At 71.6% G+C, this 19,487-nt stretch carries 16 protein-coding genes; 8 read left to right on the top strand and 8 right to left on the bottom strand.

The annotated features are described in order from the left end of the window. Window positions 1-84: 84 nt before the first annotated feature. From galE to idi, 3 genes are all read left to right on the top strand, one after another. A complete protein-coding gene (gene galE, locus LIV37_RS11390; RefSeq protein WP_020867259.1) occupies window positions 85-1,071 on the top strand; it encodes a UDP-glucose 4-epimerase GalE in 987 nt (328 codons plus the stop codon). Window positions 1,072-1,199: 128 nt separating this feature from the next. Beyond that, the gene (locus tag LIV37_RS11395) at window positions 1,200-2,123 is read left to right on the top strand and encodes a cation diffusion facilitator family transporter (RefSeq protein WP_020867260.1); all 924 of its coding nucleotides are present in this window, start codon (window positions 1,200-1,202) and stop codon (window positions 2,121-2,123) included. Between the two features lie 64 nt (window positions 2,124-2,187). Further along, the gene (gene idi, locus LIV37_RS11400) at window positions 2,188-2,799 is read left to right on the top strand and encodes an isopentenyl-diphosphate Delta-isomerase (protein WP_020867261.1); all 612 of its coding nucleotides are present in this window, start codon (window positions 2,188-2,190) and stop codon (window positions 2,797-2,799) included. Here idi and LIV37_RS11405 read toward each other — a convergent pair. Then, entirely contained in the window at window positions 2,774-3,280 is a 507-nt protein-coding gene (locus tag LIV37_RS11405; RefSeq protein WP_020867262.1) for an ATP-binding protein, read from the bottom strand. The genes idi and LIV37_RS11405 overlap by 26 nt on opposite strands. Before the next feature lie 260 nt (window positions 3,281-3,540). Between LIV37_RS11405 and LIV37_RS11410 the strand changes: the two genes are divergently transcribed. The 4 genes from LIV37_RS11410 to LIV37_RS11425 all read left to right on the top strand — a co-directional run bounded on the left by LIV37_RS11410 (window position 3,541) and on the right by LIV37_RS11425 (window position 8,300). Further along, a complete protein-coding gene (locus LIV37_RS11410) occupies window positions 3,541-4,299 on the top strand; it encodes an enoyl-CoA hydratase/isomerase family protein (RefSeq protein ID WP_020867263.1) in 759 nt (252 codons plus the stop codon). Between the two features lie 204 nt (window positions 4,300-4,503). Continuing rightward, window positions 4,504-5,367 (top strand): SCO6745 family protein, encoded by an 864-nt coding sequence (locus tag LIV37_RS11415; protein WP_020867264.1) that lies wholly within the window; start codon window positions 4,504-4,506, stop codon window positions 5,365-5,367. A 272-nt stretch (window positions 5,368-5,639) separates the two neighbouring features. Continuing rightward, window positions 5,640-5,780, top strand: a complete 141-nt coding sequence (locus LIV37_RS11420) for an LPFR motif small protein (protein ID WP_020867265.1) — start codon at window positions 5,640-5,642, stop codon at window positions 5,778-5,780. A gap of 141 nt (window positions 5,781-5,921) precedes the next feature. After that, window positions 5,922-8,300 carry a Tex family protein gene (locus tag LIV37_RS11425; RefSeq protein ID WP_121826101.1) on the top strand — a complete coding sequence of 793 codons (2,379 nt, stop codon included), beginning with the start codon at window positions 5,922-5,924 and terminating at the stop codon, window positions 8,298-8,300. A 76-nt stretch (window positions 8,301-8,376) separates the two neighbouring features. On the opposite strand, the gene LIV37_RS11430 is transcribed toward LIV37_RS11425, so the two are convergent. From LIV37_RS11430 to LIV37_RS11445, 4 genes are all read right to left on the bottom strand, one after another. After that, entirely contained in the window at window positions 8,377-9,420 is a 1,044-nt protein-coding gene (locus tag LIV37_RS11430) for a hypothetical protein (RefSeq protein WP_020867267.1), read from the bottom strand. Window positions 9,421-9,533: 113 nt separating this feature from the next. Then, a complete protein-coding gene (locus LIV37_RS11435) occupies window positions 9,534-11,327 on the bottom strand; it encodes a BCCT family transporter (RefSeq protein WP_121825592.1) in 1,794 nt (597 codons plus the stop codon). Between the two features lie 158 nt (window positions 11,328-11,485). Continuing rightward, the gene (locus LIV37_RS11440) at window positions 11,486-12,808 is read right to left on the bottom strand and encodes a M14 family metallopeptidase (RefSeq protein ID WP_020867269.1); all 1,323 of its coding nucleotides are present in this window, start codon (window positions 12,806-12,808) and stop codon (window positions 11,486-11,488) included. Window positions 12,809-12,916: 108 nt separating this feature from the next. Next, window positions 12,917-14,899 carry a Xaa-Pro dipeptidyl-peptidase gene (locus LIV37_RS11445; RefSeq protein ID WP_121825591.1) on the bottom strand — a complete coding sequence of 661 codons (1,983 nt, stop codon included), beginning with the start codon at window positions 14,897-14,899 and terminating at the stop codon, window positions 12,917-12,919. Window positions 14,900-15,128: 229 nt separating this feature from the next. Here LIV37_RS11445 and LIV37_RS11450 point away from each other — a divergent pair, with 229 nt between their 5' ends. Beyond that, on the top strand, window positions 15,129-16,619 hold the full coding sequence (locus LIV37_RS11450) for a M1 family metallopeptidase (protein ID WP_020867271.1): 1,491 nt from the start codon (window positions 15,129-15,131) through the stop codon (window positions 16,617-16,619). Between the two features lie 80 nt (window positions 16,620-16,699). Here LIV37_RS11450 and LIV37_RS11455 read toward each other — a convergent pair whose 3' ends face one another. The 3 genes from LIV37_RS11455 to LIV37_RS11465 form a co-directional block, all read right to left on the bottom strand. Then, window positions 16,700-17,509 carry an ABC transporter permease gene (locus LIV37_RS11455; protein ID WP_020867272.1) on the bottom strand — a complete coding sequence of 270 codons (810 nt, stop codon included), beginning with the start codon at window positions 17,507-17,509 and terminating at the stop codon, window positions 16,700-16,702. Continuing rightward, window positions 17,506-18,495, bottom strand: a complete 990-nt coding sequence (locus LIV37_RS11460; protein ID WP_020867273.1) for an ATP-binding cassette domain-containing protein — start codon at window positions 18,493-18,495, stop codon at window positions 17,506-17,508. The genes LIV37_RS11455 and LIV37_RS11460 overlap by 4 nt, the downstream gene beginning before the upstream one ends. 83 nt (window positions 18,496-18,578) lie before the next feature. Beyond that, the gene (locus LIV37_RS11465) at window positions 18,579-19,415 is read right to left on the bottom strand and encodes a DUF4097 family beta strand repeat-containing protein (protein WP_020867274.1); all 837 of its coding nucleotides are present in this window, start codon (window positions 19,413-19,415) and stop codon (window positions 18,579-18,581) included. Between the last annotated feature and the right edge of the window lie 72 nt (window positions 19,416-19,487).

Consider the following 19,487-nt stretch of genomic DNA (forward strand, 5'->3'; position numbering starts at 1 on the left):
CGCTTCCGCGCCGCCGATCATCATGGTGGATGGCGGCTGTCCTCCACAAACGGCGACCGCCCCGCCATGGATAGGGTGCGGGGCATGACATGGCTGATCACAGGTGGTGCCGGATATATCGGGTCGCATGTCGTGCGGGCCATGGCCGAGGCGGGCGAGTCCGTGGCCGTGCTCGACGACCTGACCAGTGGCTTCCGTGCGCGGCTGCCCGAGAACGTGCCGCTGGTGTCCGGCTCCACCCTGGACCGTGAGCTGCTGGACCGCACGTTCGCCGGGCTGGGGGTCACCGGTGTGGTGCATCTCGCGGCGAAGAAGCAGGTCGGGGAGTCCGTGGAGCAGCCGCTCCGCTACTACCGCGAGAATGTGCACGGCCTCACGGTGCTGCTGGAGGCGGCGGTCGCGGCCGGGGTCGGCCGCTTCCTCTTCTCCTCCTCCGCCGCCGTCTACGGCATGCCCGATGTGGAACTCGTCACCGAGGACACCCCGTGCCTGCCGATCAATCCGTACGGAGAGACCAAGCTGGCCGGAGAATGGCTGGTCAGAGCGGCGGGCGCGGCCCACTCCCTCTCCACGGCCTGTCTGCGCTACTTCAATGTGGCAGGTGCCACGCACCCCGAGCTGTCCGACACCGGAGTCTTCAACATCATCCCGATGATGTTCGAGCGGATCACCGAGGGAGAGCCGCCGCGGATCTTCGGTGATGACTACGCCACCCCCGACGGCACCTGTGTCCGCGACTACATCCATGTCGAGGATCTGGCCTCCGCCCATCTGGCCGTGGCCCGTCGGCTGGCCGCGCGGCCGGAGCCGGGCGATCTCACGGTGAACATCGGCACCGGCCGGGGCGTCTCGGTGCGGGAGATGTCCGATCTGATCGGCGAGATCACCGGCCGCCGGGAGCTCACCCCCGTGGTGGGCCCGCGCCGGGCGGGCGATCCGGCCCGGGTCGTCGGATCCACCGAGCTGATCGCCAAGGAGCTGGGCTGGAGCGCCCGGCACGATGTGCGCGCGATGGTGGAGTCGGCCTGGGAGGGCTGGTGCCTGCACCACCCCGGGGCCCGGCGCGGCTGACCCGGCCCCGCTGACCGGGCGCGGGCGCCGCTCGCCGGGCTCCGGCGCGGCTGACCCGGCCCCGCCCCGGTGCCGTAGTTCACTGGTGAGCCAAGGGACCGCGGCGCCGGGAGGAGGCCCCTACGCACATGGGCGCAGGTCATGACCACGCCCGCGGCCGGCCCACCGCGGGCGCCGCCCACCGGTGGCGGCTGCGGATCGCCCTGGCCATCACCCTCACGGTGATGGCCGTGGAGATCATCGGCGGTCTGCTGGCCGGCTCCCTCGCCCTGCTCGCGGACGCCGGCCATATGGCGACGGACGCGCTCGGGCTCGCGATGGCGCTGCTGGCGATCCACTTCGCGGGCCGTCCCCCGAGCCCGCACCGCACCTACGGCTATGCCCGCGCCGAGATCCTGGCGGCCCTGGCCAACTGTCTGCTGCTGTTCGGCGTCGGCGGTTACATCCTCTGTGAGGCGGTGCTGCGGTTCCTCACCCCGGCCACCACCGAGGGCGGGCTGACCATCGTCTTCGGCGCCGTCGGCCTGGCCGCGAACCTGGTGTCGCTGGCCCTGCTCCGGGGCGGGCAGCGCACCAGCCTGAACGTCCGGGGCGCCTTCCTGGAGGTCGCGGCGGACGCGCTGGGCTCGGTCGCGGTGCTGGTGTCCGCCGGGATCATCCTCGCGACCGGCTGGCAGACGGCCGATCCCATCGCCTCCCTGGCGATCGGCCTCATGATCGTCCCGCGGACGTACAAGCTGCTGCGCGAGACGCTGAACGTGCTGCTGGAGGCGGCGCCGCGGAATGTCGACATGGCGGCCGTCCGCGCCCACATCCTCGGCCTGCCCGGCGTCGAGGGGCTGCACGACCTCCATGTCTGGACCATCACCTCGGGAATGCCGGTGCTCTCCGCGCATGTGGTGGTCGCTCCGGGGGCCCTGGACGCGATGGGTCACGAGCGGATGCTGCACGCCCTCCAGGGATGTCTGGGGGAGCACTTCGACGTCGGGCACTGCACGTTCCAGCTGGAACCGGGTGGGCATGCTGATCACGAAGCCAAGCTGTGCCACTGACACAGACGAGGGGCACATGTGCGGCAGACTTGGACGTTCACGAGTCGGAACTATGAGGATGGTCATGCCGATCACACCTGCCAACGGCGGCTCCGCCGAGACCGCCGAGACCGCCGTGCCGAGCGGTTCCGCAGAACGGATCATGCTCGAGCTGGTCGACGAGGACGGTACGACGATCGGCACCGCGGAGAAGCTCTCCGCCCATCTCGCGCCCGGGCAGCTGCACCGGGCGTTCTCCGTCTTCCTCTTCGACGACGAGGGGCGGCTGCTGCTCCAGCGCCGCGCGCCGGGCAAGTACCACTCCCCCGGGGTCTGGTCCAACACCTGCTGCGGCCACCCCTACCCCGGTGAGCCGCCGTTCGTGGCCGCCGCCCGGCGCACCGCCGAGGAGCTGGGCGTGGCGCCCGCGCTGCTGCGGGAGGCGGGCACGGTCCGCTACAACCATCCGGACCCGGCCTCGGGCCTGGTGGAGCAGGAGTACAACCACCTCTTCGCGGGGCTGGTGCGGGCAACCCCGCGCCCGGACCCCGAGGAGATCGGCGAGATCGCCTTCGTCACCCCCGACGAGCTGGAGAAGCTGCGTGACGAGGGGCCGTTCTCGGCGTGGTTCATGACCGTGCTGGACGCGGCCCGCCCGGCGGTCCGTGAGCTCACCGGGACGGCGGCCGGCTGGTAGCGGCGCCGGGCAGCGGAAGGGCGGCCCAGACCACCTTGCCGCCGCTCGCCGTGTGGTCCACGTCGTAGACCCCGCCCGCCTCCTCCGTGATCGCCGTCACCAGCAGCAGTCCCCGCCCACCGGTCCCGCCCTGGTCCGCCATCAGCGCGACGGGCCGGTAGGGATGGTTGTCCTCGACGGCGATCCGGACCCAGTCCCGGCTCAGGGAGACCTCGACGGCGAGCTCGGGGGAGAGCAGCGCGGCGTGCCGCACCGCGTTGGTGACCAGCTCGGAGACGATCAGGAGCAGGCCCTCCATCAGTTCGTCGTCCACCGGCACCCGCTGATGGGCCAGCAGCTCGCGCACCGCGTGCCGGGCCTGTGGCACGGAGGAGTCCAGGGCCGGTGCGGTGAACCGCCAGGTCCCCTCGTAGCCGACCGGGGGCGGCGGCGCGGGCGGGGCGTGTCCCGCTTCGGAGGGGACTCTCCCGACGATCTCCATGTGTGATACCCACCCCTCGCCGCGGCCCGACCACTCGTATCGAGTGTTGGGAAGCTCTGGTAGTGGCCGATGGACTACGCACAACTTGATGCTTATCGAGCGTTTTTGATCGTTGGCGTATGCCACGGTCACTCGCTCGACTGTTCCTGCTCGCGTGGATTCCGTGCATTGACTCTGTGGGTTCCGAGCCTTGCCTCAGCCGTGACCGGCTTGAACGGCCGGGCCCAGCGGATATCAGCGGCCCGGATACGATCCGCCACATGGAGCCCTCTCTGGAGCACGAGGTCGCGGACGGCATAGCGACCGTCGTCATCCGCCACCCCGCCAAGCGCAACGCGATGACCCCCGGGATGTGGCGGGCGCTGCCCCCGCTGCTGGCCCGGCTCGCCGCCGACCCGGCCGTACGGGCGCTGGTGCTCACCGGCGACGGCGACACCTTCTGCGCGGGCGCCGACATCGGCTCGCTGAGCGCCACGTACGAGGAGACCGCCGGGATCGCGCTGCCCGCCGAGGAGGCACTGGCCGCCTTCCCCAAGCCGACTCTGGCCGCGGTGCGCGGCTACTGCGTGGGCGGCGGCTGCCAGCTCGCGGCCGCCTGCGATCTGCGGTTCGCCGAGGAGGGCGCCCGGTTCGGGATCACCCCGGCCAAGCTGGGGATCGTCTACGCCCCCAGCTCGACCCGACGGCTGGTCGAACTGGTGGGACCGGCCACCGCCAAGTTCCTGCTGTTCTCGGGCGAGCTGATCGACACCGAGCGGGCGCTGCGCACCGGTCTGGTGGACGAGGTGCTGCCGGCGGGCGGGCTCGACAAGCGGGTGGCGGAGTTCACGCGGGTGCTGGTCTCCCGGTCGCAGCTGACCCAGGCCGCGGTCAAGGAGTTCGCGGCCGGGCCCGTCGAGCCGGACAGGGTGGCGTACTGGCAGGAGCAGGCGGGTGACAGCAAGGAGGCCGCCGAGGGCATCGCGGCCTTCTTCGAGCGCCGCCCGCCGCGGTTCCGCTGGACCCCGCCCGCCGACTGACCACGGCGGGACGCGGCCGGACCGGGCGGGGTCCATGCGATCCGTAAGGGCGTCACGGCGGCCGGGGCACGGCCGGACCGGCCGGGCCGATGGGATCCGTAAGGGCGTCACGGCGGTCGACGGGTGGCCGGATCCGGCGGGGCCGATGAGGACTGGTGAGACCCGGGCTACCGGGGGTGACTACCTGTCGGTAACGTGCGGCCCATGACCACACTTCCCGAGCTTGCCGCCCGTCGCTGTTACAGCGTCGTCAACCCCCTCCACTCCGCCATCTACTTCTCCCCCGACTTCGGCGAGGAACTCGCCGGGCTGGGGCTGAAGGACGGCGCGGCCGCGTACTTCGTCGGCCGCGCGGCGCCCCTGGGACGGGTGTGCGCGGGCACCGTCACCGCGACCTTCTTCAACTTCAGCCACGACCTGGTCGCCCGCCACATTCCGGCCGCGTGGGATGTGGTCTCCCCCGAGGTCGCCCTGGAGGCCCGGCTGCGGGCCGCCGACTCGGTGCTGCGGCGGGTGCTGGGCGAGGAGGTCATCGCCTCCAAGGAGCTGGCCGAGGCCGCGGAGCTGGCCCTGCGCGCCACGGAGGGCTGCTCGCGCCTGGCGCGCCCGCTGTACGCCGCCCACGCCGATCTGCCCGTCCCGGACGCCCCGCACCTGGCGCTGTGGCACGCCGCCACGCTGCTGCGCGAACACCGTGGCGACGCCCATCTGATGACCCTGGTCGGCGCCGGGCTGGACGCGGTCGAGGCGCTGGCCTCCCACACCGCGACCGGTCAGGGCATGTCCACCAAGTGGATCCTGCGCACGCGCGGCTACAGCGCCGAGGAGTGGGAGGCGGGCCGCCAGCGGCTGCGCGACCGCGGCCTGCTCACCGCCGACAACGAGCTGACGGAGGCCGGTGAGCGGCTGCGCCGGGACCTGGAGGCCGAGACCGACCGCCTGGACGCGGCGCCGTACGAGCACCTGGGCGCCGAGGGCGTGTCCCGGCTCACCGAGCTCGCCACCGCCCTCTCCACGACCGCCCGCGAAAACGGCGCCTTCCCGGCCGACCTCCGCGGCAAGGACTGACGGACGGCCCCTCGGGCCGCCCGTCCGGGGCCGGGCCTCCCGGCGAGGCACGGCCCCGGACACGTGCCCGACGAGGGCCCGGTCAGCGGCCCCGCCGTGGGCCGCGTTTGGCAGGGGCACATCGGGATACCCGCTTGTTGTGCGCGATCGGCCGTCTGACAACCGGGCGCCCACACCGCGCGCCGCGTACGCAGGCAACAGCCCGTGCGCCGCGTAGCGAACGGTGCCCGGCGGCCGCCGCCGAGCCGCCACCGACCGTCAGGAGGTATCCCGTGTTCCGTGCCATCGCCGACGTGCTCCGTGCCATCGGTGCCGCCATCGCGACCGTGGTGACCCTTCCCTTCCGCGCCGTGGCCCGCCTCTTCGGCGGAGTCTCCGACGCGGCGAGCGGACCGCGTCGCAGGCGGGTGTGATGACCGTTTCCGGCTGATACCGGTGTCCACCCGGCCCGTACCCGGGCCTCCCCGGCCCGCCGAAAGCGTCGGCCGCGACCGCTTCGTCAGTGCCACCTGCCACAATGCAGGAGCAGTGCATACCGAAAGCGGAGCGTGATCGTGACGACGTCCATCGAAGGCAGGATCGCCGAGGAACTCGGCGTACGGGAACGGCAGGTCAAAGCCGCCGTCGAGCTGCTCGACGGCGGCTCTACCGTGCCGTTCATCGCGCGCTACCGCAAGGAAGCGACGGAGATGCTCGACGACGCGCAGCTGCGCTCCCTGGAGGAGCGGCTGCGCTATTTGCGGGAGCTGGAGGAGCGGCGCACCGCGATCCTCGACTCGATCCGCTCCCAGGGCAAGCTGGACGAGGCCCTGGAGGCGCAGATCCTCGCGGCGGACTCCAAGGCCCGGCTGGAGGACATCTACCTCCCCTACAAGCCCAAGCGGCGCACGAAGGCGCAGATCGCCCGCGAGGCCGGGCTCGAGCCGCTCGCCGAAGGGCTGCTGGGCGACCCGACCGTGGAGCCCACGGCCGCCGCGGCGGCCTTCGTGGACGCCGAGAAGGGCGTCGCGGACACCGCCGCCGCGCTGGAGGGCGCGCGGGCCATCCTGACCGAGCGGTTCAGCGAGGACGCCGACCTCATCGGCGAGCTGCGTGAGCGCATGTGGGAGCGCGGCCGGGCGGCCACCAAGGTGCGCGAGGGCAAGGAGGAGGCGGGCGCCAAGTTCGCCGACTACTTCGACTTCGCCGAGCCGTTCACCGAGCTGCCCTCGCACCGGGTGCTGGCGATGTTCCGCGGTGAGAAGGAGGAGGTCCTCGACCTCACGCTGGAGCCGGAGCAGCCCTCCGAGGAGACCGGCCCCACCTCCTACGAGCGCTCCATCGCCCACCGCTTCGGCATCGCGGACCGCGGCCGCCCCGCCGACAAGTGGCTGGCCGACACGGTGCGCTGGGCCTGGCGCACCCGCGTCCTGGTCCACCTCGGCATCGATCTGCGGCTGCGGCTGCGGCAGGCCGCCGAGGACGAGGCCGTGCGTGTCTTCGCCGCCAACCTCCGCGATCTGCTGCTCGCCGCCCCGGCCGGGACGCGCGCCACGATGGGCCTCGACCCCGGCTTCCGTACGGGCGTGAAGGTGGCCGTGGTCGACGCGACCGGCAAGGTGGCGGCCACCGACACGATCTACCCGCACGTCCCCCGCAACCAGTGGGACGAGGCCCTGGACAAGCTGGCCCGGCTGGCGCGTGAGCACAAGGTGGAGCTCATCGCGATCGGCAACGGCACGGCGTCCCGCGAGACCGACAAGCTGGCGGGCGACCTGTGCGGCAAGCACCCCGAGCTGAAGCTCACCAAGGTGATGGTCTCGGAGGCCGGCGCCTCCGTGTACTCGGCCTCCGCCTTCGCCTCGCAGGAGCTGCCGGAGCTCGACGTCTCGCTGCGCGGCGCCGTCTCCATCGCGCGGCGGCTCCAGGATCCGCTGGCCGAGCTGGTCAAGATCGATCCGAAGTCGATCGGCGTCGGTCAGTACCAGCACGACCTGTCCGAGGTGAAGCTCTCCCGCTCGCTCGACGCGGTCGTCGAGGACTGTGTGAACGGTGTCGGGGTGGACGTCAACACGGCCTCCGCCCCGCTGCTCAGCCGGGTCTCCGGCATCGGCACCGGCCTCGCGGAGAACATCGTCTCCCACCGGGACACCAACGGCCCGTTCCGCAACCGTAAGGCGCTCAAGGACGTGGCCCGGCTCGGCCCCAAGGCCTATGAGCAGTGCGCGGGCTTCCTGCGCATCCGCGGCGGCGACGACCCGCTGGACGGGTCGAGCGTGCACCCCGAGGCGTATCCGGTGGTGCGGCGGATGGCCACCACGGCGGGCGGCGACGTGACCACCCTCATCGGCAACACCTCGGTGTTGCGCGGTCTGCGGCCGAACGAGTTCGTGGACGAGGCCTTCGGTCTGCCGACCGTCACCGACATCCTCAAGGAGCTGGAGAAGCCGGGCCGCGACCCGCGTCCCGCCTTCAAGACGGCGACCTTCAAGGAGGGCGTCGAGAAGATCGGCGACCTGTCGGCCGGGATGATCCTGGAGGGCGTCGTCACCAATGTCGCGGCGTTCGGCGCGTTCGTCGACGTCGGTGTGCACCAGGACGGTCTGGTGCATGTCTCCGCGATGTCCAAGACGTTCGTCAAGGATCCGCGGGACGTGGTCAAGCCCGGTGACATCGTGCGGGTGAAGGTCCTGGACGTCGACATCCCGCGCAAGCGGATCTCGCTGACGCTCCGGCTCGACGACGAGGCGGGTGCCCCGTCCGGCGGCGGCCGCGACCGCAACCGCTCCGACGACGGCCGCGGGCAGCGCGGCGGGGGCCGCCGCGGCGCGCCCCAGCAGCGCCAGGGCGGCAGCCGTGGCCAGCGCGGCGGCGGCCGCGACGCGGCCCCGGTGAACGGCGCGATGGCTGATGCCCTGCGGAGGGCGGGCCTGCTGGACCCGAAGAAGCGCTAGCCCTGTGAGAGCGGTCCGCCCCTGGTCGGCCTCGCCATGACGGCGAGGCCGCGCGGGGGCGGGCCGACGGCCGCCGTTACCGTTCCACGGGCGTGACCCGGACCGCTTCATTGGTGCGGGCCACCAGGTAGGAGCGGCCGCGGAGGGCGCGGGGGTCCAGGGGGACGTGGTGGGTGCCCGGGTCCAGGACGGCGTCGAAGAGTTCGCGCGTACGGGGCCGGGACAGCCGGTCCAGGCGATGGGCCACAAGCGCCACCCGGCAGGTGGACGCGACCTCGACCACCGCCTCGGCGACGCCCGCCACCGTCGTCAGGCCGAGGAGGCGGCGGCGGTCGTGAGGGGTGCGGTCCAGGGCCTGTTCGACCTGGGCGACGAGCAGGGGGACGATCGGGGCCAGCGCGGTGACGCACACCGCGTCGGAGCGCGCCGCCGCGAAGGCGTCCCGTACCGCGTCACGCTCGTCCTGACCCACCGTCCGGCCGAATACCACCGCACCGTATTTGCGCAGCTCATCCGCGTGGGCGCCCGCCGCGTCCAGGGTGATCTCGGCGCCGATGCCGATGCGCCGCAGCGCGGCGGCCAGTTTGGCGAGGACGGCCGCGCGCGGCCCGATCAGCAGCGCCCTCGGACCGTTCGGCAGCCCGGGCGCGAACGCGCCGTCGGCGGTCAGCAGCCCCCTCAGCGCGGTCCGGTACTGCTCGCCGTGGAAGCGGTAAGGGCCGAGGCCGTGGTAGCCGTCGCGCTCGACATCCGGGGTCTCGCCGGTCTGCCGGACGAAGTCACGCCAGACGACGTCGGGACCGTCCCGCTCGATGACGGCGGTGACGGCCCCGCATTCCAGCCCCTCGCACTCCGGACAGCCGTAGAGGACGAACCGGCTCCCCTCCAGCGGCGCCTCCGTCTCCAGCAGCAGCCTCCGCACCTGCTCGGCGAGGGCGGAGGGCCCGATGTCGGCGGCGAGCGGTGAGACCGCGTCGAGGTCGGCGAGGCGCCCCAGCAGGGGTCTGCCGTCCACCACGAAGTCCAGGAAGTCGCGGTGGGTTTGGTACGCGCCGTCGGCCAGCACACCGCCCGCGCGCATCGCCGGGGCCAGCCCGAAGGTCACGTACTCGGAGGTCATGCCCCAAGTATTCCCGGTTCGGGGCGGTATCAGGGGGTAACCGGCGGTGCGCCGCCCGGACCGGGGTCCGGGCGGCAGGACACGGCCGTGCCCGAAGGCGGCGGCCGGGGCCGCTAGCGGGTCTTGGCCGCGGTGGTGCGGCCGTCCGCCCCGGCCGCGTCGTCCTCGTTCCCGGACGGAGAATCGGCATCCGACGGGGCGTCGGTGTCGGACGGGGTCGCCGGGCCGATGCGGATCTCGAACTCGCCCGCGTACTTCTCATGACCGGCGATGACCGCCATCTCGACGGCCTCCTCGCCCTTCTCACCCCGGACGATCAGCGGATCGCGGCGCAGATCCTTCAGCAGGGCCCAGCACAGCCCCACCATCACCAGCGTGAAGGGGGCCGCCACCAGGATCGTCAGGTTCTGCAACCCGGTGAGGGCATCGCCCCCACCGCCGCCGATCAGCAGCATGACGGCCGCCACCGCTCCCGTGACCACGCCCCAGAAGATGACCACGAAGCGGGTCGGCTCGAAGGCGCCCTTCTGCGAGAGCGTGCCCATCACGATGGACGCGGCGTCGGCGCCGGAGACGAAGAAGATGCCGACGAGGACCATCACCAGGACGCTCATCACCCCGGCGACCGGGTACTGGTCCAGCACCCCGAACAGCTGTCCCTCCTGGGTGGATTCCTTCCCCAGCCGCCCCGCGGCCTGAAGCTTCATCGACGAACCGCCGAAGATGGCGAACCAGATCAGGCTGACGGTGCTCGGAACCAGGATCACACCGCCCACGAACTGCCGGATGGTGCGGCCGCGGCTGATCCGGGCGATGAACATGCCCACGAACGGCGTCCAGGAGATCCACCAGGCCCAGTAGAAGACCGTCCAGCTGCTCAGCCAGTCCGCGACCGACTTGCCGCCGGTGGCCTCGGTGCGGCCCACCAGCTGCGGCAGATCGCCGATGTAGGAGCCGATCGAGGTCGGCAGCAGATCGAGGATGATGATGGTCGGGCCCGCCACGAAGACGAAGACCGCGAGGAAGAGCGCCAGCACCATGTTGATGTTGGACAGCCACTGAATGCCCTTGGCGACACCCGAGACGGCGGACGCGATGAAGGCGACCGTCAGGATCGCGATGACGGCGACCAGCAGCCCGGTGCCCACGTCGCTCTTCCAGCCCAGCACCTCGATACCGCTGCCGATCTGCAGCGCGCCGAGGCCGAGCGAGGCGGCGGAGCCGAAGAGGGTGGCGAAGATGGCCAGGATGTCGATGACCCGGCCGCCCCATCCGTTGGCGTTCTTGGAGCCGATGAGGGGCGTGAAGACCGCGCTGATGGTCTGCCGGCGGCCGCGGCGGAAGGTGCTGTACGCGATGGCCAGGCCGACGACCGCGTAGATGGCCCAGGGGTGCAGCGTCCAGTGGAAGAGCGTGGTGGACATCGCGGTCTGCATCTTCTCGGCCGCGGTGCCGGGGTCGGTCCCGGGCGGCGGGGAAATGAAGTGCGACAACGGCTCGCTCACGCCGTAGAACATCAAACCGATGCCCATGCCCGCGCTGAACATCATCGCGACCCATGAGACGGTGCGGAACTCGGGTTCCTCGCCCTCCTTTCCGAGGGTGATCTTGCCGTAGCGGCTCATGGCCAGCCAGAGGGCGAAGATCACAAACCCCGACGCGGCCAGGACGAAGGCCCATCCGCCGTTGTGTATCAGCCCGGAGAGCATGCTGTCCGAGACGTTCTCCAGGGTGTCGCTGGCCACGGACCCCCAGATGACGAAGGCGACCGTCAGCGCGGCGGAGACGCCGAAGACCACACGGTCCGTCCCGGGGGTCCGATGGGGCCCGGCGGGGTCGGAGCCGGGAAGATCCACGACCGGGGGATCGCCGCTGACGTCCCCCGTACTTGTACCTGTCTGCGGCACGCAAAAGACCTTTCACTGGGGGGTTTATCTAACAGATTTCCGGCTACCCAGGACTCCAGGATGCATGCCACCGGCCGTGGGGCCGGTGTTTTCGTGCGCCGTCAGGGCGTCAGGCCAGCGCTGTCAGGGCGTCAGGCCAGCGCCGTCGGGGCGTCAGGTCAGCACGCGTCCACCGGCCGCCCCTCGGTGAGGTGGTATGCGGCGCGCCCGTCCAGCAGCAGCGGCACCAGCGCGCGGGCCGACTGGCGCAGCGGTACGAAGGCGCTTCCGTCTCGCTTGGCGGGCCGCGCCGTCACCCCGTGCAGGGCCAGTTCGTCCCGTACCTCGCCGTAACTCTCGGCGTCCAGCCGGTAGCCGCACGGCGGATCCTGGAGGACCGTGTCCTCCTCCGGCGGTTCGTTGTCGGCGCCGCCGAGGTAGACCGGGCCCCGGTCGGCGTATCCGGCCAGCCGCGCCGCCGTCGTGGCCGCCTCGATCCGGGCGCGCCGCTGGGTGATGAAGTCGAAGGTGCCGTTCAGGGCCGCCAGATGGGAGCCCACCCGGCGGCGGTTGTTGAGGGCGGGGTCGGCCTTCTCGGCGTCGGTGAGCGGGTCGACGCGGGTCTCGGCCAGCAGCCCGACGGCGTGCTTGACGCCCGCGGTGTTGCGCAGGATCCGCTCCTGGCCGTCGCCCGCCACCTGCTTGACCGGCTCACCGGTCTCGGGGTCGGTCCAGATGCCGTAGACGCCGGTGGTGTGGCCCGCGGCCTCGACGCTGGGGCGCACATAGGCGTCCGACAGGGTCCGCGCCTCGCGGTGCACCGGGTCCTGGGTGTTGAGGTTGCGCGGCCACAGCGCCAGCAGGTCCTTCACGTAGTACGGTTCGGTCGCCCCGTATTCGTGCAGGTCGTAGACGGTGTCCGGGCGCCAGTCGCGGATGACGCCCGCCATCGCGCGGGACTCTGCGGTGGAGAGCGCGATGTGGTCGCGGTTGATGTCCACGCCGTCGGAGTTGCCGCGGGTGTCGGCGGCGCGGCCGTCGGGGTTGGCGGTCGGGACGACGAGCACCTGGGTGCGCTCCAGGAAGCGCCGTGTCCGGCCGTCCTTGGCGTAGGCGAGGTCGCGGACGGTGGACAGACACGCCTCGCGGCCGGAGGGCTCGTCGCCGTGCTGGGAGCAGATCAGCAGCAGGACGTTGCCGCGCGCCGCCCGGGCCGGATCGGCGGACGCGGCCGGTGCGCCGATCCGGACCAGCCGCAGCGGCCGCCCCTGCGCGGTGGCACCGATCCGGTCGACGGCGACGCGCGGTGCGGCCTTGTCGACGGCCGCGAGGAAGTCCGCCTCCTCGGCCTGGGTGGTCCACCGTGCGCCATGGCTGGTCTCGAACCCCGTACGCGGCGGGCGCTGTTCGGCCCGCGCGGGCGCGCTGAGGAACGACCCGGTCAGCAGCGCACCGATCGCGCCGCAAGTGGCGCTGCGGATGAGGGGTGACCGCGAGAACACGAAGGACCTCCTGGGTTGAGGGGATGCGGGGGCGTTATCGGTGCCGGCGTCCTGCCGGGCCCGACGCCGGTGGGCCCCCGCGCGGCGGCGGGGGCCCACCGGCGCGGGTCAGTCGTGGCTGGACATGGACGGGAGCGGGGTCCGGTGGTGTGGGGCCCGTACGCCCTTCAGGGGCGGTGCGGCCGCCGTGCGCGAGGGGGCGGCCGCGGCCTTCGGGGCGCCGCCGACCAGCGGCAGACGGGCCGAGGTGCGGGGCAGGTCCAGGGTCAGCCGCGGGGTGGTGGACGGCGGTTCGATGAGGCCCGCGTCCGTGCCGGCGATGATCAGACCGAGGCGGTGGCCGGCCGGGACCACATGGTCGGTCGCCGCGAGGTCGAGGGTGATGGTGTACGCCTTGCCGGGGGTCAGCGGGCGGCCCTTGCCGTCGTCCGCGGAGTGACCGAGGTCGGCCCAGCCCCGGCTGAAGACCGTGTAGTCCACGTCCTCCTTGTCGGCGGCGGTCTCCTTGAAGCAGGCGCTGTCGCCCTCCGTGCCGCTGCCCCAGCAGGTGCGCCGGTCGAGGGTGGTGATCCCCTCGCCCGCCGCCGTGTAGTCGCGGATGGTGGCCGGGCCGAGGTCGACCAGGACCGCGGAGAGATGGGCGCTGGTGGTGGAGGGCGTGGCGGTGACGGTGACCGTGCCGGAGCCGGACAGCCGCAGGTCCTTCTCGAGCGGCCCGGTGGTGAAGCCCGCCTTGCCGGGCGTCGAGGTGTCGATCGCCGCGGACCAGTCGGCCTCGCTCAGCGCCGGGTCGTCGGTGAAGGTCTCGGTGGCGCCGGGCTCGGCCCGCTCGGTGCCGAGCACGCCCACTCCCGCCGTGGCGCCGCCGCGCGGGCGCAGGGTGGTCTGCCGGGTCCCGGAGGGGGGCCAGACGCGATCGGTGGACCACTGGTCGGGGGCGCGCTCGACATCGGCCATCGGCTCGCGCTCGATGCCGTTGTCGACACCGAGGAGGTAGTGGTCGAACCAGCGGTGCAGGGTGCGCACCCACTCCCCGCGCCGGTAGTCGAACGGGTCGACATGCCCGGTCTGCGAGAGCCAGATCTTGCGCTCGACGCCCGCGTCGGCGAGGGCGTTCCACCACTGTCCGAGGTGCTTGGTGCGGACGTTGAGGTCCTGCGCCCCGTGGACGGCGAAGACGCTGGCCCGCACCTTGTCCACGGCCGGTACGTAATCGCGGTCGGTCCACAGCCCGGTCCAGTCGCCGTTGCGCGGGGCGCCGTCGACGAGACGTTTCTGTACGGCGGCGCAGCGGGCGTGGGCGCCATCGCTCTCGACAGCGTCCGAGAGTCCGTCGGGGCCGGAGTCGAAGAGCGCGGCGCCCTTGGCGAAGTAGTAGTCGTACCAGGAGGAGATGGCGCCGATGGGCACGATGGTCTTGAGCCCCTTGACGCCGGTGGCGGCGACCCCGTTGGCGATGGTGCCGTCGTAGCTCTTGCCGATCATGCCGGTGGCGCCGTTGGACCAGCTCGCTTTGACCCGCTCCCCGCCGGTGCGGGCGCTGTACGCGGTGGCGCGGCCGTTCAGCCAGTCGACCACGGCCTTGGCGGAGAGGATGTCGGAGCGGCCGCCGACGTCCACACAGCCGTCGGAGCGGTTGGTTCCGGCGAGGTCGACCAGGACGGTGGCGTAGCCGCGCGGTACGAAGTAGTTGTCGTAGAAGAGCGGGAATTGGACCGGATTCCCGGCCGCGTCATAGGTCTTGGTCTGGCTCTCGTTGCCGCGCCCGCAGCAGGAGTAGTACGGGCTGGCGTCCATGATGACGGGGATGCGACGGCCCTGAGCGGCGGGTTCGCGCGGCCGCACGATGTCCACGGCGACCCGGTCGGTCCGTCCGTCCGCGTCGCCGTCGAGCGTGGTGTCCACCCATACGGATTCGCGGATGGCGTTCTCGTAGGAGTAGACCGGTCTGCTTTCTGATGGGCCGTCCGGTTCGCCGTCCGGTCTGCTCTGCGCGACGGAGGCGGCGGAGGCGGCGTGGGCGGCCGGGGCACCGAGCGGTGGCAGCAGCGATATGGCGGCGGCGACGAGCGCGGTGACCGCCGACAGCACGAGTGTGGTCCAGGGGATGCGGGATCTCCGCGTCTGTAGCAGCACGGGCGGACGGTAGCGCGAGTCAACTCCCGTACAGAAGAGGGCGATACGTGTCCTGGCGTGTCCGGGTCGATGCGCGTTGCGTCCGGATGTCGATTGGATGTCGGACGGCGTGATGGACGTGAGGTGCGTGTGAGGAGTACATAAGGTCACGAGTGATCGTTCTCCCCTACGAGTTGGAGGACTCGTGCGTCACCACAGACTCCTCGTCCCGGGCGCGGCCGCGGCCTGCCTGCTGCTGGCGATCCCGGCATCGGCGGCCGATGCCACGCCGGGCGCCCCCGGCATCGGGGACTCCTACTACCCCTCGTACGGCAACGGCGGGTACGACGTCTCCCATTACGACCTGCGGCTGAAGTACCAGCCGAAGACGGACCGGCTGGAGGGCACGGCGACGATCGTGGCCGACGCCCGGCAGGACCTGTCCCGGTTCAACCTGGACTTCGCGCTCGATGTGAGCGAGGTGCTGGTGGGCGGGAAGAAGGCCGCCTTCAAGGCCACCGGAGACCATGAGCTGGAGATCACCCCGGCCGCGCCGCTGACCTCCGGCCGCCCCTTCACCGTGGTCGTGCGCTACAGCGGTACGCCATCGAAGGTCGTGGCGAACGGTTTCACCTCCTGGCTGCGCACCCCGGACGGCGGGATCGCGGCCAATGAGCCGGAGTCGGCGTGGTGGTGGTTCCCGAGCAATGACCATCCGCTGGACAAGGCCACCTACGACGTATCGGTGGCGGTGCCGGACGGAACGCAGGCGATCAGCAACGGCACCCTGCAGTCGACCAGCTCCCAGCTGGGCTGGACCCGCTACAACTGGCGCTCCAGCAAGCCGCAGGCCACATATCTGGCCACGCTGGCGGTCGGCAAGTTCGACATCACGACGGACACCACCGCCAACGGGCTGCCGGTGATCAACGCCTACAGCAAGGACCTCGGGGACAACGCGGGGGCGGCGCGGGCCAGCGTGGAGCGGTCGGCGGAGATCGTGGACTGGGAGTCCACGGTCTTCGGCCCGTACCCCTTCGACGCGCTGGGCGGCTATGTGCCCAACGTGCCCACGGGCTACGCACTGGAGACCCAGACCCGGCCGTTCTACAGCCCGAAGGGGTTCGCCAAGGGCGCGAACCCCTCGCTGATCGTGCATGAGCTGGCCCATCAGTGGTTCGGCGACAGCGTCTCGCTGAAGGACTGGCGCGACATCTGGATCAACGAGGGCTTCGCCAGCTACGCACAGTGGCTGTGGTCGGAGAAGGAGGGCGAGGGCACCGCGCAGGAACTGGCGGACTACACCTACGCCTCCTACCCGGCCGACGACCCCTTCTGGAAGGTCGAGCCGGGCAACCCGGGGGCGGAGAACCAGTTCCATGACGCGGTGTACGACCGGGGCGCGCTGGCCCTCCAGGCGCTGCGGAACCACATCGGCGACAAGGACTTCTTCGCGATCCTGAAGGGCTGGACGGCGGAGCACCGGTACGGGAACGCCTCCGTCAAGGACTTCGTGGCCTATGCGGAGAAGGTGTCGGGCAAGCCGCTGGCCTCGCTCTTCGACACCTGGCTGTTCACCCCGTCGAAGCCGGCCGCCGCGCAGGCGCGGGCCGCGGAGGTGAGCCCGGCCAAGGCGCCGGTGCGGCCGAAGTCGTGGCAGCGGATCCAGGACACCCACAGCGCCCACGGACGCTGAGCCACCCGGGCCCCGGCCGGGTCCCCCACCCCGGCCGGGGCCCGGCGCCGCCGCGGCGCGGCGGCGCTGTCGCGTACGGCCTACCGCTTGGCGGAGCGCTGGTAGGCCGTACGCGCCCAGAGATAGCCGCCGGCTGTCAGGGTCGCGCACCAGGCGACGGAGATGAGGGCGCTGTTGCCGATCTCCGTGCCCATCAGCAGACCCCGCAGCGTCTCGATGACCGGGGTGAAGGGCTGGTAGTCGGCGAACCAGCGCAGCCCGTCGGGCATGGACTCCGTGGGAACGATGGCGCTGCCCATGAAGGGGAGGAACTGCAGGGGCAGGGGTATGTTGCTCGCGGACTCGGGGGTCTTGGCCATCAGGCCGATCGCCGCCGCGACCCAGGTGAGCGCCAGCGTGACCAGGGCGAGCAGACCGGCGACCGCGAGCCATTCGACGGGGGTGGCATCCGGCCGGAAGCCGATGAACAGCGCGATGACGATGACGAAGGCGATGCTGATCAGCGTCTGGATCGCACTGCCCACGACATGCCCGGTGAGGAAGGACGACCGGGAGATCGCCATGGTGCGGAAGCGGTTGACGATGCCCTCGGTCATATCGACGCAGATGCCCACCGCGGTGACAAGGGCCCCGGAGGTCGCGGCCATCAGGATGATGCCGGGCGCGACATAGTCGATATATCGATCGCTTCCCCCGCCACCGGTACCGCCGCCGGCCATCCCGCCGATTCCGGCGCCGAGGGCCCCGCCGAAGGCGTAGTTGAACAGCAGCAGCATCAGCACGGGCATCGCCACGACGGAGGCCGTCATGGAGGGATAGCGCTGTGCGTGCTTCAGATTGCGGCGCAGCATCGTCAGCGAGTCGCGGGCGGCATAGGACAGGGCGGTCATCGGATGCTCTCCTTCGCGGCACCGGCGGGCTCGCCGGAGCCGGAGTGGCCGGTGAGGGTGAGGAAGACGTCGTCGAGATCGGGGATGTGCACGGTCAGCCCCTCGGGCTCGAGCGACGCGTCGTCCAGGACGGCGAGGACGGCCCGCAGGGTGGGGATGCCGCCGTCGCTGGGGACCTGGAGGGTGAGCGCCTCGCGGTCGGGTGCGGCGACGCCGAAGAGGTCGGTGGCCACGTCGAGTCCGGCCGTATCGGCGAACCGGAGGCGGATATGGCCACCGGGGATCCGGCGCTTCAGCTCCTCCGCGGTGCCCTCGGCGACCAGCGCGCCATGGTCCAGGACGGCGATGCGGTCGGCGAGTTGGTCGGCCTCCTCCAGGTACTGCGTCGTCAGGAAGATGGTGACGCCCTCGTCCGCGACCAGACCGCGGATGATCTCCCACATGGTGCGGCGGCTGCGCGGATCGAGTCCGGTGGTCGGCTCGTCGAGGAAGATGATGCGCGGATCGCCGACCAGGGTCATCGCCAGGTCGAGCTTGCGGCGCATACCGCCCGAGAAGGTGACGACGGGCTTGCGGGCGACCTCGGCGAGATCGAAGCGGCGCAGCAGTTCGGCGGCGCGCCGCCGTCCCTCGCGGCGGTCCAGATGGTGCAGATCCGCCATGAGGAGCAGGTTCTCCTCGGCGGTCAGCAGATTGTCCACGGCCGAGAACTGCCCGGTGACGCCGATCGCGGCGCGTACGGCATCGGCGTCGCGGACCAGATCGTGGCCCGCGACCCGGGCCTGGCCGGAGTCGGCGGATATCAGCGTGGACAGGATCTGCACGGTGGTGGTCTTGCCCGCTCCGTTGGGTCCGAGCATGGCGAAGACCGTGCCCTCGGGGATGCTCAGGTCGATGCCCTTGAGCACCGCCTTGTCACCGTAGGACTTGGTCAGTCCGGTGGCCGTGATCGCCACCGGAAGGGTGGATGTGGAAGACGCGGTCATGGCGGTCCTGTCTCTTCCATGGGCTGTCATGGGCTGTCGTGGGCTGTCGTGGGCTGTGAGTCAATCGGGGTGCGGGAGGGTCGTCAGGCGCGGCGGATCACGATGTCGCCGAACGCGGTGCGGGCGCGGATCTCGACCGTCTCCTCGGAGGTCTCGGGGCCCTCGGCCGGTCCGAGGGAGGTGTGCACGGTGCCGAACCGGGTGTGGACGTCGAGCCAGGCGGCGGTGGACTCGCGGACGCCGACTTCGACATCGCCCGTGGCGGCCTGGAGCACGATCTGCCCGCGCACCGCCTCGTCGATCCGGATGCTGCCGTTGGCCGACTTGGCGTCCACTCCCGCATGGGCGACGCCGACGGAGATGAGCCCGTTGGAGGAGGTGGCCCGCAACTCGCCGGCGACCTCGCCGACGACGGTGTCCCCGTTGCCGTTCTTGACCGAGGCCGCGCCCGCGACCGTGCCTATCTCGACCCGGCCGGAGCCGACGACATCGGCCTCTCCCCTGGCGCGGGCCAGGCGGACATCGCCGTGCGAGCTCCTGAGATGGGCGGTCGCCGCCTCGTCGACCTGGATGTCGCCGACCGAGGTCTTGACCCGGCAGTCCCCGAGACGGCCCTCGCAGAGGAAGTCCGCCAGCGGGGAGGTGGCCTGGAGGTCCGAGCCCGCCGGGAGCTCGATGGTCACCTCGATCGAGCCGGGCTTGCCGAACAGGCCGCGCTTCTTGGGCCCCTTGACCATCAGGATGCCGCCCGAGCAGCTGACCTTGGTCTGCTCGGCGGCCCGGATGTCGGCCTCCTCGGCGGCGTCGTGCGGCCGGACCTCGACGACCGTGTCCAGGCGCTTTCCGGCGGCGATCCGGGCGGCGCCCATGTCGAATTCCAGGGTCACGGAGAGCGGTTCGGGTGTGTCGAAAGCAGGCATGGCTGTCCCGTCCTCATGGCGGTGGTACGCGTTCCCGCTGGTCGCGCGGGTGAGATGGAATGTGGTGCGCTA

Source organism: Streptomyces rapamycinicus NRRL 5491 (assembly GCF_024298965.1).
GTDB classification, from domain to species: Bacteria; Actinomycetota; Actinomycetes; order Streptomycetales; family Streptomycetaceae; genus Streptomyces; species Streptomyces rapamycinicus.

Excerpts from the sequence above, each read along its gene's own strand:
- galE (WP_020867259.1), top strand. The coding sequence starts at position 85 with ATGACATGGCTGATCACAGGTGGTGCCGGATATATCGGGTCGCATGTC.
- LIV37_RS11395 (WP_020867260.1), top strand. The coding sequence starts at position 1,200 with ATGGGCGCAGGTCATGACCACGCCCGCGGCCGGCCCACCGCGGGCGCC.
- idi (WP_020867261.1), top strand. The coding sequence starts at position 2,188 with ATGCCGATCACACCTGCCAACGGCGGCTCCGCCGAGACCGCCGAGACC.
- LIV37_RS11405 (WP_020867262.1), bottom strand. The coding sequence starts at position 3,280 with ATGGAGATCGTCGGGAGAGTCCCCTCCGAAGCGGGACACGCCCCGCCC.
- LIV37_RS11410 (WP_020867263.1), top strand. The coding sequence starts at position 3,541 with ATGGAGCCCTCTCTGGAGCACGAGGTCGCGGACGGCATAGCGACCGTC.
- LIV37_RS11415 (WP_020867264.1), top strand. The coding sequence starts at position 4,504 with ATGACCACACTTCCCGAGCTTGCCGCCCGTCGCTGTTACAGCGTCGTC.
- LIV37_RS11430 (WP_020867267.1), bottom strand. The coding sequence starts at position 9,420 with ATGACCTCCGAGTACGTGACCTTCGGGCTGGCCCCGGCGATGCGCGCG.
- LIV37_RS11455 (WP_020867272.1), bottom strand. The coding sequence starts at position 17,509 with ATGACCGCCCTGTCCTATGCCGCCCGCGACTCGCTGACGATGCTGCGC.
- LIV37_RS11460 (WP_020867273.1), bottom strand. The coding sequence starts at position 18,495 with ATGACCGCGTCTTCCACATCCACCCTTCCGGTGGCGATCACGGCCACC.
- LIV37_RS11465 (WP_020867274.1), bottom strand. The coding sequence starts at position 19,415 with ATGCCTGCTTTCGACACACCCGAACCGCTCTCCGTGACCCTGGAATTC.